Source organism: Cellulosilyticum sp. WCF-2 (genome assembly GCF_003990395.1).
In the GTDB taxonomy this organism is placed as follows: Bacteria; Bacillota; Clostridia; order Lachnospirales; family Cellulosilyticaceae; genus Cellulosilyticum; species Cellulosilyticum lentocellum.
In genome coordinates this window covers 3,829,302-3,844,471 of the sequence record NZ_CP034675.1, presented here as the reverse complement: position 1 = coordinate 3,844,471, position 15,170 = coordinate 3,829,302, and the positions used below count along the sequence as shown (strand labels likewise).

Genomic DNA, 15,170 nt, shown 5'->3' with positions numbered 1-15,170 from the left:
TTACCTATGTCTTCTACTCCTTGCTTTTATAAGTTTTTATATAATAGTCATAAAATAATATAAAAAATATTATTTATAAATAAAATATATTGATAATATGCTCTCATTATAATATAATAAGCTAATATATTAAACGAAGGCGTTTAAACAAAGTAAAATTGTTTAAACGCCTATTTTTATTGGGGTGATTTGAAAATGAATAGTAAAATGAGCAGTATAACATCTGTTTTAATGATTATCGTGATAGGGGTAGGAAGTAGCTTTTTTCCTATTCAGAAAAATATAATCGTTTGGCTGATAGGGATGGTTTCAGTAATAGGACTGGAAATGTACAGAGGGCATAAAATAGTCAAAGAAAAAGCAAGATTAGTAAATGAGCTAATGGAAAAGCAAAAAGACTACAAAAAACTCGGTTATGAAATGAGCGTAGCTTCTAGTCAAGTAGCAGCTGTATCAGAAGATCTATATGTTACATTAGAAGAAAATACAGTTTTTACCGAACAACTTTATGCAGAAGCACAAGAAATGGCAGTATTAAATAGTCAAGTAAATGCAACTCTAGAGGATACAGTAGAAGCTGTTAACGAAGTACACGAAGTACAAGAGCATGTAGGTACAACAACGAGTAGGCTAACAGAAATTAGCCAACATTCTAAAAAAACGATTAATAAGAGCTTAGCAGAGGTAATGGATATTTTAAATAATATTAAGGAAATAGAAATGACTTCACAAACAACAATAGCGTATATGTCAGAGCTGAATGGAACTTCTAATCAAATTGTAGATATTTTAAATACCGTACGGGATATTTCATCTCAGACGCACTTGCTTGCGCTTAATGCATCTATTGAGTCAGCTAGGGCGGGTGAAGCTGGTAGAGGTTTTGCAGTTGTAGCTGATGAAATTAGAAAACTTGCGACTAATACAGCTGATGCTGTAACAGAAGTAAATACTCTTATTGATAATATTCAAGGGGCTTTAAAGAATGTGAATACTCATTTAGAGTCTAGTAATAAGCAAATAGAAGAAGGGGTTAAGAAGTCTATGCGAGTAGAAAAAGGCTTAGAAAAAATCCAAACTTCTTTTGAAGAGGTTACTGACTTGGTAGGAGATATGTCTCAGCTTTCAGATAAAGAAGTCACACTAGCCAGTAGTGTACAACTTTGTATGGGAACTATGGAAAATAACGCACTTCAAACAGCAGATAGCGTACAAAGCGTGTATAGCTCTATTGAAAAACAGAAAGATAGTCTAGGCAATTTAGTACGTATGGGTGAATTACTTAATAATTCTTCAAAGGACTTAACAGAGCTTATAGAAGAATATAAGCTTGATGATTTATCAGAATTTAATACAGATACTTTAGTGGTATATATGAGTCACTTTGAAGAAATGGTTAAAAATTTCACTAAGGATAAAACTTTTATTGAGTTAGACCAAGGGACTCATCGTCTGGCATTAGAAAAAATGCTTAAAGAAAATGATTTTATAGAAGCAGCGTGGACTAATGGACATAAAGGTCGTTTTGTAGTATCTATTCCACCAGCAGGTATTGCTAATGGTAATGTAAGAGAGTGGTTTAAAGAAGCTATAGCTGGGCATGTATATAGTTCTAAGCCTTATATATCTTCTATCACGAAGACACCTTGTGTGACCTTTTCAGCACCTATCAAACAGAAGGATGGTACTATTAGAGGGGTTATAGGAGTAGATATTAAATTGAAAGCTGCAACAGTGCAATAATCGTTAATGGAGATTTCTATAAATAGCATTACAAATAGGCGTAAGCTTACTAGCTTACGCCTATTTGTATAAGGCTTGTGATTAAGAATCTCCTTTCTATCTAACTACGATGTCCATGGCATCGTCCTACAGAATACTTTAAGGCATAACAGCAGGGTATAAAAGGCTAATTCAGTTAACCACTTGCCAAAGTAGGACTCATAAAAGTAATCTATATAAATAATGTTAATTAAAGCATATTACGGATTAAATCTTCTAAAGTGTCACGTTTTCTAATTTGTCTTACTTTCCCGTCTAATCCTATTAAAACCTCAGCTGGTCTAAAGCGTTGATTATAGCAAGAAGCCATGCTATAGCCATAAGCACCAGCATCCATCAGAGCAATTAAGTCACCTCTAACAGTAGTGAGTGGAAGCATACGATCTTTAGCTAAAATATCACCACTTTCACAAATGTTACCTACAACAGTAAGAGGACCAAGTGGTGCTTCTTTTAGTTCTCTTGAATAAATTTCAATATCATGGTGAGAATCATACATAATAGGTCGTTGAAGAACATTAAAGCCGATGTCACAACCAACATAGTCATGGTCCGCATTCGTTTTAGTGGCAGTTACCGTTCCTACTAAAGCACAGCTTTCACAAGGAATATAACGGCCTGGTTCAATCTGAAACTGTACATTTTTGCCATATTCTTTAGCAAAAGATGAAAGTACAGGATCTAGGGCCTCACCTAAAGCTTTAATATTAAGTCTAGCTTCACCATCTTGTTTATGATAAGGGATACCAAAGCCACCACCAAGGTCGATGAATTCTAAGTCATCAAATTGCTTAGCGATGCTTAAGATAGAACCTAAGCTTTCGATATAAGGAGTGCCATCCATGAATAAAGAACCAATGTGTTGATTAATACCTACTAAAGTCAAATTATAGGTTTCTAAAAGGCGTTTTACTTCAGGAATATATTCAGGGTTAACACCGAATTTTGTTTTCTTACCACCAGTAACAACCTTTTCATGGTGACCAGCACCTACACCAGGATTGAAACGGATGGCAACTTTGCCACCTGGATTAAGCTGTCCATAAAGCTCTAATTGATCAAGAGAGTCAACACTTGTCATGATATTACGGTCAATAGCATATTGCATATCTTCAGCCACTACATTATTAGGAATGAAGAAAAGCTCTTCAGGAGAGAAACCACTTTCAAGGGCTAAATAAATCTCTCCAGGGCTCATAACATCAGCATGTAAGCCTTCTTCATGAACGATTTTTAAAAGATGAATATTGGTATTGGCTTTAATAGAATAATGTGGCACAAAGTTTTCGTAACTTACTAAATGCTTCATTTCTCTGCAACGTGTTCTTAAAATATTTTCATTGTAAATATAAAGGGGACTACCATATTGCTCAATTAAATCAAAAACGTCGTTTCCCCCATAAAAGTTTGTTTCTGTGGTATAACTACCATGCAAGCTGTGCATAATATCCTCCTTAAATAAATAAATTTAGCGTTTATTAAGCTGAATCATATCTAATTCTGTTATAAAAGATTCTCTCATAAGTCTCACTAAAGAAAGGTCTTTAGAAAAAAGGCACTGAGGTGAACTAGCATTTAAATCTCCTGTTAGAACAGCTTCAGTATCGATGATCATATGAAAACCTTCTGGACTTTTTAATCGGTGATAAAGTGTAATCGAGCTAGGCAATTTAATAGCTTTATCACAGAGAATCGTGACCTTCTTTTCTGTGCTTATAGTTTTAAGCTCATCTTGTAAAAGTGCCACTACATCAGAAGCACATAAAAGGTAAAGATGAGAATGACAAAGTAAAATAGCATTTTTGAGTTTAGTAAGCACATTGTCATAGCCTTTAATGGTGATGTAAGGCTCGTTAGCTTCTAGTGGAACCGGATAATATTCTTTGATTTCTTCTAAGGTTGTATGAAACTCTCTTTCGGTAGAGAGTAATAGTTCCTCTTTAGAAATAGCCACATATTTAGTTGTCTCACCCTCAGAAGCATAACATTTTCCTTTATCTTGTAAACTATAAAGTGCAGCATAAACGTTGGAACGAGAAATGCCAGTAAGTTTTGCTACTTCATAACCAGTTAATGAGCCATGCTTGCAGAGCACAATAAAAACGTTAGCTTCAATAGGTGAAAAGCCTAATTTGTGTAAGGTATTATTAAAAAGCATTGTATCATCCTTTATAGTGGTTTTATTTAGTACTACTATAAATGGTAACCAAAGAAAAGTCAATCTATTCTAATGAATTAAATTAAAATGTGTATAAAGCAACATTTTCTACCATTATATGCGTTCTTTTTTAAAGAAGGGATAAAAGTCTCTTGGCACCTATCAATTGTACAAACTAAAAATATACCCTATAATAAAGTAAAGGATACAAATCAGCTACATATATTTATTTTATAATGCTGGGATGGAGAGGAGTTACAATGGACTTATTTGAATATATTAATGAAAAAAAAGGCAATGAAGATTCACCTTTAGCATCTCGTATGAGACCTACTAAGCTAAGTGAAATTGTAGGGCAGCATCATTTATTAGAAGAGGACAAACTCCTTTATCGTGCCATTAAAGCTGATAAATTGCAATCACTTATTTTTTATGGCCCACCTGGAACAGGTAAAACAACCATTGCTAAAGTTATTGCCAATACGACTAAGGCACATTTTATTGTGCTTAATGCGACGACAAGTGGAAAAGCAGAGATTATAAAAGCAGTGGAAGATGCCAAGTTACAACGTTCCATGACAGGTAAGAAAACGATTATTTTTATCGATGAGATCCATCGTTTTAATAAGGCACAACAAGATGCGCTTTTACCTTACACAGAAGACGGTACTTTAGTATTAATTGGTGCTACTACAGAAAATCCTTATTTCGAGGTGAATAGGGCACTCATTTCTCGCTCTTTAGTTTTTGAACTTAAACCCTTAGAAACAGACGATGTAAAAAAGATTATTAAAGAAGCTGTTTATAATAAAGAAAGAGGTTTAGGTGCTTATAAAGCTGATGTGACAGAAGATGCGTTAGATTATTTAGCAATGCGCACGGCAGGAGATGCGAGGAATGCTTTAAATGCTATTGAGCTAGCAGTTATGACTACTTCAAGAAGTGAAGATGGGATAATCCATATTACTACATCAGTGCTGGAAGAATGTGTACAGAAAAAAGCCCTTCATTATGATAAAAAAGGGGATAATCATTATGATGTGATTTCAGCTTTCATCAAAAGCATGAGAGGGAGTGACCCTCAGGCTACAGCTCACTATTTAGCAAGAATGATTGCAGCAGGTGAGGATCCTAAGTTTATAGCAAGACGCATTGTGATTTGTGCCAGTGAAGATGTAGGCAATGCTGATCCACAGGCTCTTACCGTGGCTACACAGGCTATGTTAGCTATAGAAAGAATTGGTATGCCAGAAGGAAGAATTATTTTAAGTCAAGCAGCTTTATATGTAGCTGCAGCCCCAAAAAGTAATGCAAGCTATATGGCTATCAATGCTGCTTTAAGTGATGTCGAACATAGAGAAATTGGCAACGTACCTAGCCATTTAAGAGATAGTCATTACAGTGGTGCTAAAGAACTTAATCATGGTCAGGGTTATTTATATGCTCATGATTATCCACATCACTATGTAGAGCAGCAGTATTTACCCGATGCCCTTTTAGGAACCTCTTATTATCATCCAACCCAAGAAGGTTATGAAAAGGAAATAAAGAAGCAAATGGCAGAAAGAAAGGGCTCTATCTAGAGCCCAAGAAGCTTTTTACATCTTTAATGGATAAACAACCTATAAAAAAGAGAAGAAGTGTATAAGAACCACCTAATATGAGCACTGCTAAAATGGTACTAACAGATGAAGAAAAAAGTTTAATAAGATAGAGCTTGTTAATAGTAAGGGTAATAAGGCTACAAAGAATACCTGCTAAGCTAGGACGAATAATCCAGTTTCGTATATCTACAGGTAAATCAATGTTTTTTAAAACATAAGATAAAAGCATGGAGCAAACAAAACCAGATTGAATAAGCATAGCAATGACAAAACCAATAATGCCGCGTCTGGGTACCATTAGTAAAATAAGCGCAATACAAATGAGAGAGCCCATCACGTTGGTTTTAAAGGTTTGTTTCTGCATGCCTAAACCGTTCATAGCGCCTGTCAGGATATTTTGAAGATAAAGGAAAGGACAAATAATAGCTAGCCACTTTAAGAGCTGACCTACTTCTTTCATACCATAGCAGGTGATAGCAATTTCATAGGGCAAGGTTAAAAACAAAGCAGTAGCACCAATGCCAATTAAAGCAGAAAACTGAATGGCCTTAGACATAGTTCGCTGAAGTAATGCTTTATTTTTCATGGCAACTGCTTCTGAGATAGCAGGTACCAAAGCTGTGGCCAGTGAGGAAGTGACCATAGAAGGAAAGAAAAGTAGAGGCAAGGCCATGCCACTAAATTGACCATATAAGCCTAAGGCAGCACTTGAACTTAAGCCATATTGTCCTAGTGTAATAGGAATTAATATATTCTCAAAGGATTGAAGCCCTGAAGTTAAAAAGCGATTAGCAGTAACAGGAATTGAAAGTGCCATAAGCTTATTAAAGGCTTCTTTTTTAGGTAAAGTAGCAGGTGTAAGTGTGAGATGACGTTTTTTTATACGAAAAGCAATATAAGACATGATAAATGAGAAAACTTCGCCTGTACACATACCAATAACGCCTAAAGCACATATGTAGGTAATACCCATAGGCACCATAAGCCCAGCTAGGAGATAAATAATGAGCATACGTCCTACTTGTTCTACAATTTGGGCAAGAGCTGTAATGGACATTTCTTGATGTCCTTGAAAATAACCGCGAAGACAACAAGCTGTGGACATAAAGGGCACACAAGCAGCTAATATACGAAGAGAAAGCTCTGTAACTGGCTCTTGAATATAATAGCGTGCGATAAAAGGTGCAAAGCAAAAGAGTAAGGTAGATAAAACGAAGCTTAGAGGTAATGAAATAACCAGTGAGATCTTTAAAACGCGAATAGCATTACCTTCAGCGCCTTTAGAAACTTCGGCAGCTACCATTTTGGCAATAGCCATGGCAATACCAGCAGAAGAAGCTGCCCATAAAAGCATGTAAATAGGAAATAAAAGTTGATAAAGCCCCATCCCTTCGGCTCCCATAACTTGAGATTGATAAATACGAAAGCCGAAGCCAAGTAAACGGGTGATTAAACTAGCTAGGGTTAAAATTAAAGTACCAGTAACTAAAGATTTTTTACTCATAAGCTCTCCTTTCTAAGTTCTCCCTCAGTGTGTGTACTTAAGGAGAGTGGCAGTAAAATGATAACTAGTACAATTTATGAGACAAGACCCTAAAATATGTAGAGAATCTGAAAAAACAGGCGAACAATTTAAGTTGAGGAAGTAGGCAGAATTAGATATAATAAGATGATTAGGGGACTTAACGTGGAGGTGAGTGATTACTTATGGAAATGCAGAATTGGAAGCGCGTCCTACTACCTTACAATCAAGCTGTAGATGAATTAAAAGTAAAATTTAAAAGTATTCGTAAAGAGTTTATAGCACTAGATGAATACTCTCCTATAGAGTTTGTAACAGGTCGTGTTAAAAAGATTTCAAGTATATTAGAGAAGGCACAAAAGAAAAATATTCCTCTCGAGGAAATAGAAGAAAAGATAGAAGATATTGCGGGCATTCGTATTATGTGTCAGTTTGTAGAGGATATTTATAAGGTTATTGATATCATCAAAGCAAGAGATCGTAAGGATTTAGTGGTAGTAGAAGAAAGAGATTATATTACCAATACTAAATCCAGTGGGTATAGAAGTTATCATATGATTATTAAATACCCTGTCCAAACGGGGCATGGAGAAAAATGGATTTTTGCAGAAATCCAAATTCGTACTTTAGCTATGAATTTCTGGGCAACTATTGAACATTCCTTACGTTATAAATATAAACAAAATATGCCAAAGAATATTCAAGAAAGACTTAATAAAGCAGCAGAAGCCGCTTTTTTACTAGATCAAGAAATGGCAGAGATACGTGAAGAAGTACTTAAATGTCAAGAATCCTTCCAAGAAGAATCTAACTTGATTGGAGATATTTTTAGTACCATTCAGGCAATGGGTGCCAAGAAAAATAAAAAAGATATGAATGAAATTTATGAGATATTTTGGACCTTATGGGAAGAGGGAGATATGTGTAAACTCAAGGAGTTTAATGAAAGTCTAGCTCATACTAACTAAAAGGCCAAATGGGGAGGAGTAGTTAAATTGCCAATTAAGGTACCGAACACATTACCTGCAATAGAAATACTACAAAAAGAAGACATATTTGTGATGGATGAAACAAGAGCAATCTCTCAAGATATTAGGGAGCTTAAAATTGCTATCTTAAATCTTATGCCCACTAAGCAAGAGACAGAGGTACAGCTTTTAAGATTACTAAGTAATTCACCCTTACAAATAGATATTACTTTGGTAAGGCCAATTTCTCACGAAAGTAAGAATACACCTAGTGAGTATTTAGAGACCTTTTATAAAACCTTTGATGAAATTAAAAACTCTAATTATGATGGTATGATTATAACAGGTGCACCAGTAGAACAGATGGATTTTGAAGAAGTCAATTATTGGAGCGAACTTTCAGAGATGATGGAATGGAGTAAAAAGCATGTCACCTCTACTTTCCATATTTGTTGGGGGGCTCAAGCAGGCCTGTATTATCATTATGGCATTCCTAAATATGCCCTAGATGAAAAGCTATTTGGTATATTTGAACATACTCAAGTAGAGGATGAAAAATTGCTCCAGGGCCTAGACGATTACGTGTATATTCCCCATTCAAGACATAGTGAGGTAAAGCTAGAGGACATCACTAAATGTGAAGAACTTAAGTTATTACTTTATTCCGAAGAAGCAGGGGTGGGAGTTGTTACTTCTAAAGATGGTAAACATATTTTCATTACTGGTCATGCAGAGTATGACCCACTTACTTTAGAACAGGAATATAAGAGAGATTTAAGTAAAAATCTCCCTATTGAAATGCCAAAACATTATTATAAGGAAGATCAAATGGAAAAAGGTGTAGTGGTGCGTTGGCGCTCACATGCTTATACCTTATTCTCTAATTGGCTAAATTACTATGTATATCAAGTAACACCATTTAATTTGGATGAAATGTAATTGAATGGTTGATGGTGAAGGGATTTAGCCAATTGAGCGGTTAGAATAAAATTTTTAATAAAGGACTAAAATAGCTAGTTTACGCCAGAAAAAAATAGAAAATGGCGTATAAATGGCGTAAGAACAGAAAGGAATGGCGTAAAATAATACCCAAATATCTATATATAAATTAATGACTTAGGATTTAATTCCTGAGTCTATTTTTTTTACCATTTTTCTTCCTTAACACTCTATTAATCAATTAGTCATAAAGGCCTCATAAAAGCCTCAAAATTGCCTCATAAAGGCCTCATAAAAGCCTTAAAAAGGCCTCATTCCTATTTAATATTTCATATTTATCATATCACTTGTAGCGAAAGCACAACAAACAAAATAAAAGGAGATGTGAAAAATGTTATGGAATTTAAAAGCCGAAATGGCAAGACGTTCAGTAAAGTGCATTGACCTAGCTAATCTGTTAGGAGTGAGACCTGCAACTATATCTTTAAAGATAGGATGTAAAAGTCAGTTTACCTTTGATGAAGCTCAGAGAATCCAACAAAGTTATTTTCCTGATTTAGAACTTCAATATTTATTTAAAGAGGGGAGATAAGAAAATGGAGAGTAAACAAGCATTAATAGATGAAAGAACAATTCAACTAAAAGTTGAGATGGACCAATTAGTAGAAAATATAAAAGAACTTGATATAGCAATTGCAGAGCTAAACGAATTATTTAAGGCGAGAGCAGAGCTTCTAAAGGAACAATTTGAAGAAAAGAAGATGGGTCTTGAACAGAAAAAAGAGAAGCATGAGCAATATTTAAGAGAACTATTTGAACAAGTACCACAAAGTGAAACCAAAACTCAGCGTAAAGTGAAGTTGTTATGTGGTGATGTAGTAGTGAAGAAAGCTAAACTAGACTTTGAAAAAAATAATGACAAGTTATTAGAGTGGGCTAAGGCCAATCAAAGAGATGATTTAATTAGCCGGAAAGAGGCTTTAAGTTTCAAATGGGTGGACTTTAAGAAAGACTTATTAACCACACCAAATGGGATTGTGGAGGTCGCAACAGGGGAGCTGTTGGATATTCCAGGCCTTGAGGTGATTCAGACAGAAGAGAAACTAGAAATCAAGTATTAGAGGAGGCGAGCCACATGGCAAAGGCAATTTGTATTATTGGAGAATCAGGAGCAGGGAAAACCACATCACTCAGAAATTGGAGTGCGGTGAAAAAGTGAGACACCTATGATATGATGATATCATCATATGGAGGAGATACGAATGTATAACAAGTATTCAGAAGAAATGAAAGAAGAAACTGCAATCTATATTTTAGAATCAGGCAAATCTATTACAGCTGCATCTAAAGAACTAGGGATTAATGTTAATACGGCTTATAGATGGATTAATAAATATAAAAATAAGCATGGGATCATTAGTAATGAAAATAAGCCAGCTTCATCTGACGAAATGCAGAATAAAATCAAAGATTTAGAGAAGCAGCTTAAAACTAGAGATAGGGAGCTTGCTTATCATAAGAAACAATTAGAAAATGAGCAGGAAAAGGTAGAAATATTAAAAAAATCCCTGCGCATCTTTATGGAACCCCACGCATGAAATATGAAGCTATATCAAAGCTTATAAAAGAATTTTCGGTGGTAAAGATGTGTAGAGCTCTAGGGGTTAAACCACAGAATTATTATAGGTGGATTCAGCAAGAAAGGAAGAATAAAGAGAAACATGTAAAAGAACTATCAATAATAAATAGGGTTGAAGAGATTTTTAATGACAGTGATCAGACCTATGGATACAGGGCAATAAAGAAGGAAATTGAAGAAAAAGGCATTTATTTAAGTGAGTATAAAATCCGAAAAATAATGAGAGCGAATGGTTTTTATCCTCAAACATCTAAGAAATATAAACCTATCCATAATGGAAAAACAGATGGAAAATACTATGACAATAGGCTTAAACAGAAATTCAAGACGAACAAGCCTAACCAAGCCTGGGCAGGAGACATTACATATATTAGAACAAGCATAGGATGGGTTTATTTAGCTGTAGTCATTGACTTATTTAACAGAGAAGTTATAGGATATGGGGTAAGCAAAAAGATTAATGGGGAGCTGGTAAAGCAGGCACTGGCTAATGCAATAGCAAGGAGAGGAACGGAGAAGGACTTAATTTTTCATAGTGATAGGGGCTGCCAGTATGCTAGTAAGACTTATCAACAAATGCTTAAGGATAATGGAATAAGTGGAAGCATGAGTAGGCCAGGGTGCCCGTATGATAATGCATGTTCAGAGAGTTTCTTTGCAACACTTAAAAAGGAAAGAATCTATAGGAAAAGTTATGTTGGATTGGAAGATTTTAAGCGTGATATGTTTAGATACATAGAAATATTTTATAACAGAAAACGTCGTCATTCTTATTTGGGATATGTCAGTCCAGTAAAATATCTAATGAGATATGAGGCGGTTAATATTGCTTAAATAGTAAGAATATACTAAAATTATATTTATGTTATAGGTGTATCAAAAAAGCACCGCAGTCCAAAATATAAATAATGTAAAAAAATGCTGCACAAAAATTTTTAGGATTTATGAAAAGTGGCGATAGGGCATGTGTAGTAACTTTTTCTGATAGGGGAAATTTGGTTTGTAGTATGAAAAATGCAAGTAATGCTAAAGAAATGGCAGAATTAAGTAAATCTATTGATAAACTTAGTCCTTCTGGTGGAACCAATACAGATGCTGGGTTAGATGTAGCTATAAATCATTTAAATAGCAATAGTACTTCCAACAAGAGAATAATTATATTATTATGTGACGGAGATGTGAGAGATACTACTGATGAATATATAAGATGCAATAAAAGTACACCTTCTATACAATGTTTTACAGTAAATGTAGGAGGACAACGGAGTAATGAACCATTAGAGGTGTTAGCTTCAAAAACGGGAGGAAAATATTACTTTGCTCAAAATTCAACAGCTATTATTGATTCATTTTATAAGATTCAAAGTGACACATTAGAAGATATTGATTTAACTGATATGGATAATGATGGGGTACCTGATACATTTGAAATTGTTGGAATGAGATTAGCGAATGGAAACATAATAACATCGAATCCATTTGTGCCATGTTCTGATAATGATGGCTGGAATGATGGTCAAGAAATAGGGAAATACAAAGTTAAAGAAGTTGAAGAAAAGATGGGAGATAAGACTACAAAATACTATTCTTTTATTTTTAATCCAAAGGCTGATCCTAGAAAAGAAGATACTGATGGAGATGGTATTATAGATAATAAAGATCCATATCCACTCGTGCCGCAATTAACATTAGAAAAAATGTATGCTAATAGAAAAATAAAAAGTAATTCTAAAAATGCAGTGAATATTGAAATAGAGGATAATACAGTAATATTTAATATTAATATTAAATGTGTAAATTCAATGGGGTTAGAAAATACACCAGAATTCAGAAAGTATGCCGGGCTTGTTGTAAGTGGAATAGAAAAATATTGGGAGGCAGATAATCTTAGTGGTTCTATCTATGATTTTGAAGATGGGATAGAAAATATCAAAAGCGAAGTAAGAATAAACGATTTTACTAATGTTGATGTTAAAAACAAGCAATATATAGCAGTGCAACTTGATTTAACCACAAAAGAATTTAATGAAATAGATGCAAGAGAACCTGTCTGCATACCCAGTTATGATGATTGGATGCCATCAAGTTCTTGTGGAATACAACTTTTTAAAAAGCCATTATATAAAGATGTTAATACTGGAGAGATAGACGCATATACACTTACAGATGCTGAGTATGAAATAGTTGTAGCACATGAATTTGGCCATGCTTTTGGGCTGGCTGACTTTGTGTATGTTATATCAGAAAATGAAATAATGCAGCCTAAAATAAGTATTGAGATTCCTGAGTATAGTATTATGCGTTTAAGAGCAAGTAGACTTAATGATTTTGTTAATAACAATACACAAGTGTGGGCAAATGACCTTGAAATGATTTTGGAAGCTTTTTATACTGAAGATAAAATGAAATATGAAGGAGGTTATAATGGCTATTTGATTGATGCTTCAGTAGTTGTAAAATTTGATAAGGAGCCGGTTATATTAAACAAGTAAAGTGTGGTGTTGAGATATGAGCAAGAGGGGGATAGTTTTTATTATTACTATAGTAGGTTTTATTAGCATACTTACATTAACAGTGTTTTACAATAGTCAAAAACCACAACTTGGCGAACTTGGCTATCCATCAAAAGAAGAGATGATACGATTTTATAAAAAAAACAAGGATTCTTTAGAATATATACAACAAACAACTTCCGTTATTGATAATTCATTTGTAATAAGATCTAACAATGATAGTGGTTGGAATTATGAGGGTAAAGACAAAGAAGACTATTCTAAAAGTGAAGAGCAGAAATTATATGACAAAAATTTCAAAGAAGGGTCTAAATTGTTAAAAATAAGTAAAAAACTATTTAATTCAAAGTGGATATCAATAATAACCAAACGTACTATTTGGGATAATGAAGGGAATAATACCTATCAGATAAGATTTTATAACACCTATACAACCAAAACAAAAGAAGAATATCAAGTAGGTATAATATACTTTGAAGAAATAATTGAAAAAAGAATGAAAACATTTCAGTTAGGGCAAATTTACAAAGATAATCATATTGAAGGTAATTGGTATTATTTTTGCCAATATAAACCTACTACCAAAGAGACTTGGAGACCCTAAGAAAGTTTTAATGAAACTGTATGATAAGAAAATAGTCTATGCTTTTTTATGTATCAGCTCAATTAATTTTTGTGGAATACTGTACGAGTATCAATGTTTAAAATTAGGGGTAATACCAATTAAGGTACTATCCCCATTTTTTATAAAATAAATATTAAATTGTTACATTCATAGTTTGCATAATTGGCTCCCTTAAAACTGAGTAAGAGGCTATAAAGGCAAATAATAAAATAATTATTACCACCACAAACAAAATTTTCACAAATCGCTTAGTACGTTTTTCATCCCTTTCAGCAAACCTCTTAATAGTAAAAAATGGGCTAAATGATAATAATAACACTACCTGAAAACTACTCCATATATTTTTAACAGTAACCATTTCTTTAGACTTATAACCATTATCGTAACGTAATAAGCGCAGTTTCCCTTTTCCAAAGTCTTTAAGGCCATGTAACCGCAGAATAAAGTTAGCAGTAAGAAAACCCATAGCAATAGCACCCAATATAAACATTGCGAGTCCGTAAAAAATTTCTTCTAGTCGTACAGCTAAATCATATCCGAAGGTGTCAACCAAAAAAGTTGAATACATGTACATAAAATGATTAATCATTTAAATTATCTCCTTTATTGTATAGCTCTTGTGCCGCTTCCTTAAAGTCGCTTATATAGGCTTCTAGTTCCTCGGGTGTGAGGTTGCTCTTTGAGGTGATTTTAGTAAATAAACGCCTAAGGGCAGGTATGTCCATTATTTTTTCAATAGCATCATCAGTCATTCTGCCATAATATCCAAAAAGTTCATTTTTATCCACACCATACAGTTCTGCCAGAGCCACAAGCACACTATCTGAGGCAGGGCGCTTGCCATTTTCAATCTGACTTATATAGCTCCCTGAAACTCCTATAGCTCGCCCTACAGCAAAGATCGATTGGCCTGTTGTTTTTCGAAGCTCCCTTAAGCGTGCGCCTGCTTTTACATATTTTTCATATTCATTCATTTTAAGCACCTCACTTATTGATAGTATTAGCATAGAGACCTATTTATATGTATATTGGTAATGATTTCATAGAGCAATATGTAAAGCATAATGGTATATTTTAATTAAGGAAAAAATAAAGCAAGTTGTTAACATGTAATTTGGTGAATTGGAAAGGAGACAGGCCCAATGTATAAAGGGTATAAAGTAACAAAAAAGTTATTAAGATATATGGAGTATGCAAAGAGCAGGTATGAAAAAATAAGGGAAGATAGAGAAGTAGAGTTGTGGGATATATTGGCTGAGTATGAGTTTATTATGAGACAACCAAAGTGTATACAAATGTTTTTATACGATATAATTAGTGACCAGTTTACTCATTATGGAGAGTATTCGGTAGTGAGAGCTGTAAATGGTGAGTTGTATGTGAGGAAGTTGAATAGTTGTAAAGCATAAATACGAAAAAA

Annotated in this window: 15 protein-coding genes and 1 pseudogene; 11 read left to right on the top strand and 5 right to left on the bottom strand. The window is 34.0% G+C overall.

Annotation, left to right across the window (positions count from 1 at the left end; translation table 11 throughout):
* Positions 1 to 195: 195 nt before the first annotated feature.
* Positions 196 to 1,743: a methyl-accepting chemotaxis protein gene (locus EKH84_RS17365; RefSeq protein ID WP_127067276.1), complete on the top strand. Its 1,548-nt coding sequence runs from the start codon at positions 196 to 198 to the stop codon at positions 1,741 to 1,743.
* 229 nt (positions 1,744 to 1,972) lie between these two features.
* Here EKH84_RS17365 and lysA read toward each other — a convergent pair whose 3' ends face one another.
* The gene (gene lysA / locus EKH84_RS17360) at positions 1,973 to 3,226 is read right to left on the bottom strand and encodes a diaminopimelate decarboxylase (protein WP_127067275.1); all 1,254 of its coding nucleotides are present in this window, start codon (positions 3,224 to 3,226) and stop codon (positions 1,973 to 1,975) included.
* A 24-nt stretch (positions 3,227 to 3,250) separates the two neighbouring features.
* The gene (locus tag EKH84_RS17355) at positions 3,251 to 3,940 is read right to left on the bottom strand and encodes a TrmB family transcriptional regulator (protein ID WP_013657863.1); all 690 of its coding nucleotides are present in this window, start codon (positions 3,938 to 3,940) and stop codon (positions 3,251 to 3,253) included.
* Positions 3,941 to 4,200: 260 nt separating this feature from the next.
* On the opposite strand from EKH84_RS17355, the gene EKH84_RS17350 reads away from it, so the two are divergent.
* Positions 4,201 to 5,523: a replication-associated recombination protein A gene (locus EKH84_RS17350; protein ID WP_127067274.1), complete on the top strand. Its 1,323-nt coding sequence runs from the start codon at positions 4,201 to 4,203 to the stop codon at positions 5,521 to 5,523.
* Here the strand turns inward: EKH84_RS17350 and EKH84_RS17345 are convergent.
* Positions 5,516 to 7,048 (bottom strand): putative polysaccharide biosynthesis protein, encoded by a 1,533-nt coding sequence (locus EKH84_RS17345; RefSeq protein ID WP_127067273.1) that lies wholly within the window; start codon positions 7,046 to 7,048, stop codon positions 5,516 to 5,518. The genes EKH84_RS17350 and EKH84_RS17345 overlap by 8 nt on opposite strands.
* 203 nt (positions 7,049 to 7,251) lie before the next feature.
* Here EKH84_RS17345 and EKH84_RS17340 point away from each other — a divergent pair, with 203 nt between their 5' ends.
* The 8 genes and pseudogenes from EKH84_RS17340 to EKH84_RS17305 all read left to right on the top strand — a co-directional run bounded on the left by EKH84_RS17340 (position 7,252) and on the right by EKH84_RS17305 (position 13,729).
* Entirely contained in the window at positions 7,252 to 8,034 is a 783-nt protein-coding gene (locus EKH84_RS17340; protein WP_013657860.1) for a GTP pyrophosphokinase, read from the top strand.
* A gap of 27 nt (positions 8,035 to 8,061) precedes the next feature.
* On the top strand, positions 8,062 to 8,973 hold the full coding sequence (gene metA, locus EKH84_RS17335) for a homoserine O-acetyltransferase MetA (protein WP_013657859.1): 912 nt from the start codon (positions 8,062 to 8,064) through the stop codon (positions 8,971 to 8,973).
* A 391-nt stretch (positions 8,974 to 9,364) separates the two neighbouring features.
* Positions 9,365 to 9,565, top strand: a complete 201-nt coding sequence (locus EKH84_RS17330; RefSeq protein ID WP_127067272.1) for an XRE family transcriptional regulator — start codon at positions 9,365 to 9,367, stop codon at positions 9,563 to 9,565.
* Positions 9,566 to 9,569: 4 nt separating this feature from the next.
* Positions 9,570 to 10,094 carry a host-nuclease inhibitor Gam family protein gene (locus EKH84_RS17325; RefSeq protein WP_127067271.1) on the top strand — a complete coding sequence of 175 codons (525 nt, stop codon included), beginning with the start codon at positions 9,570 to 9,572 and terminating at the stop codon, positions 10,092 to 10,094.
* 141 nt (positions 10,095 to 10,235) lie between these two features.
* Complete coding sequence (locus tag EKH84_RS17320; RefSeq protein ID WP_190283380.1) at positions 10,236 to 10,571, top strand: transposase; 336 nt, start codon at positions 10,236 to 10,238, stop codon at positions 10,569 to 10,571.
* Entirely contained in the window at positions 10,568 to 11,446 is an 879-nt protein-coding gene (locus EKH84_RS17315; RefSeq protein WP_127067269.1) for an IS3 family transposase, read from the top strand. Before EKH84_RS17320 ends, EKH84_RS17315 begins: the two co-directional genes overlap by 4 nt.
* A gap of 92 nt (positions 11,447 to 11,538) precedes the next feature.
* A pseudogene (locus EKH84_RS17310) lies at positions 11,539 to 13,104 on the top strand (VWA domain-containing protein); the annotation flags it as partial.
* A gap of 16 nt (positions 13,105 to 13,120) precedes the next feature.
* Positions 13,121 to 13,729 (top strand): hypothetical protein, encoded by a 609-nt coding sequence (locus tag EKH84_RS17305; protein WP_127067267.1) that lies wholly within the window; start codon positions 13,121 to 13,123, stop codon positions 13,727 to 13,729.
* 154 nt (positions 13,730 to 13,883) lie between these two features.
* On the opposite strand, the gene EKH84_RS17300 is transcribed toward EKH84_RS17305, so the two are convergent.
* Positions 13,884 to 14,339: a hypothetical protein gene (locus tag EKH84_RS17300; RefSeq protein WP_127067266.1), complete on the bottom strand. Its 456-nt coding sequence runs from the start codon at positions 14,337 to 14,339 to the stop codon at positions 13,884 to 13,886.
* Positions 14,332 to 14,724, bottom strand: a complete 393-nt coding sequence (locus tag EKH84_RS17295) for a helix-turn-helix domain-containing protein (RefSeq protein WP_190283379.1) — start codon at positions 14,722 to 14,724, stop codon at positions 14,332 to 14,334. The genes EKH84_RS17300 and EKH84_RS17295 overlap by 8 nt, the downstream gene beginning before the upstream one ends.
* 168 nt (positions 14,725 to 14,892) lie before the next feature.
* Between EKH84_RS17295 and EKH84_RS17290 the strand changes: the two genes are divergently transcribed.
* Positions 14,893 to 15,159 (top strand): hypothetical protein, encoded by a 267-nt coding sequence (locus EKH84_RS17290; RefSeq protein ID WP_127067264.1) that lies wholly within the window; start codon positions 14,893 to 14,895, stop codon positions 15,157 to 15,159.
* Positions 15,160 to 15,170: the final 11 nt, after the last annotated feature.

What these genes read in the sequence shown, in the direction of transcription:
- EKH84_RS17365 (WP_127067276.1), top strand. Translation starts at nt 196, where the DNA reads ATGAATAGTAAAATGAGCAGTATAACATCTGTTTTAATGATTATCGTG.
- lysA (WP_127067275.1), bottom strand. Translation starts at nt 3,226, where the DNA reads ATGCACAGCTTGCATGGTAGTTATACCACAGAAACAAACTTTTATGGG.
- EKH84_RS17355 (WP_013657863.1), bottom strand. Translation starts at nt 3,940, where the DNA reads ATGCTTTTTAATAATACCTTACACAAATTAGGCTTTTCACCTATTGAA.
- EKH84_RS17350 (WP_127067274.1), top strand. Translation starts at nt 4,201, where the DNA reads ATGGACTTATTTGAATATATTAATGAAAAAAAAGGCAATGAAGATTCA.
- EKH84_RS17345 (WP_127067273.1), bottom strand. Translation starts at nt 7,048, where the DNA reads ATGAGTAAAAAATCTTTAGTTACTGGTACTTTAATTTTAACCCTAGCT.
- EKH84_RS17340 (WP_013657860.1), top strand. Translation starts at nt 7,252, where the DNA reads ATGGAAATGCAGAATTGGAAGCGCGTCCTACTACCTTACAATCAAGCT.
- EKH84_RS17330 (WP_127067272.1), top strand. Translation starts at nt 9,365, where the DNA reads ATGTTATGGAATTTAAAAGCCGAAATGGCAAGACGTTCAGTAAAGTGC.
- EKH84_RS17325 (WP_127067271.1), top strand. Translation starts at nt 9,570, where the DNA reads ATGGAGAGTAAACAAGCATTAATAGATGAAAGAACAATTCAACTAAAA.
- EKH84_RS17320 (WP_190283380.1), top strand. Translation starts at nt 10,236, where the DNA reads ATGTATAACAAGTATTCAGAAGAAATGAAAGAAGAAACTGCAATCTAT.
- EKH84_RS17315 (WP_127067269.1), top strand. Translation starts at nt 10,568, where the DNA reads ATGAAATATGAAGCTATATCAAAGCTTATAAAAGAATTTTCGGTGGTA.
- EKH84_RS17305 (WP_127067267.1), top strand. Translation starts at nt 13,121, where the DNA reads ATGAGCAAGAGGGGGATAGTTTTTATTATTACTATAGTAGGTTTTATT.
- EKH84_RS17300 (WP_127067266.1), bottom strand. Translation starts at nt 14,339, where the DNA reads ATGATTAATCATTTTATGTACATGTATTCAACTTTTTTGGTTGACACC.
- EKH84_RS17295 (WP_190283379.1), bottom strand. Translation starts at nt 14,724, where the DNA reads ATGAATGAATATGAAAAATATGTAAAAGCAGGCGCACGCTTAAGGGAG.
- EKH84_RS17290 (WP_127067264.1), top strand. Translation starts at nt 14,893, where the DNA reads ATGTATAAAGGGTATAAAGTAACAAAAAAGTTATTAAGATATATGGAG.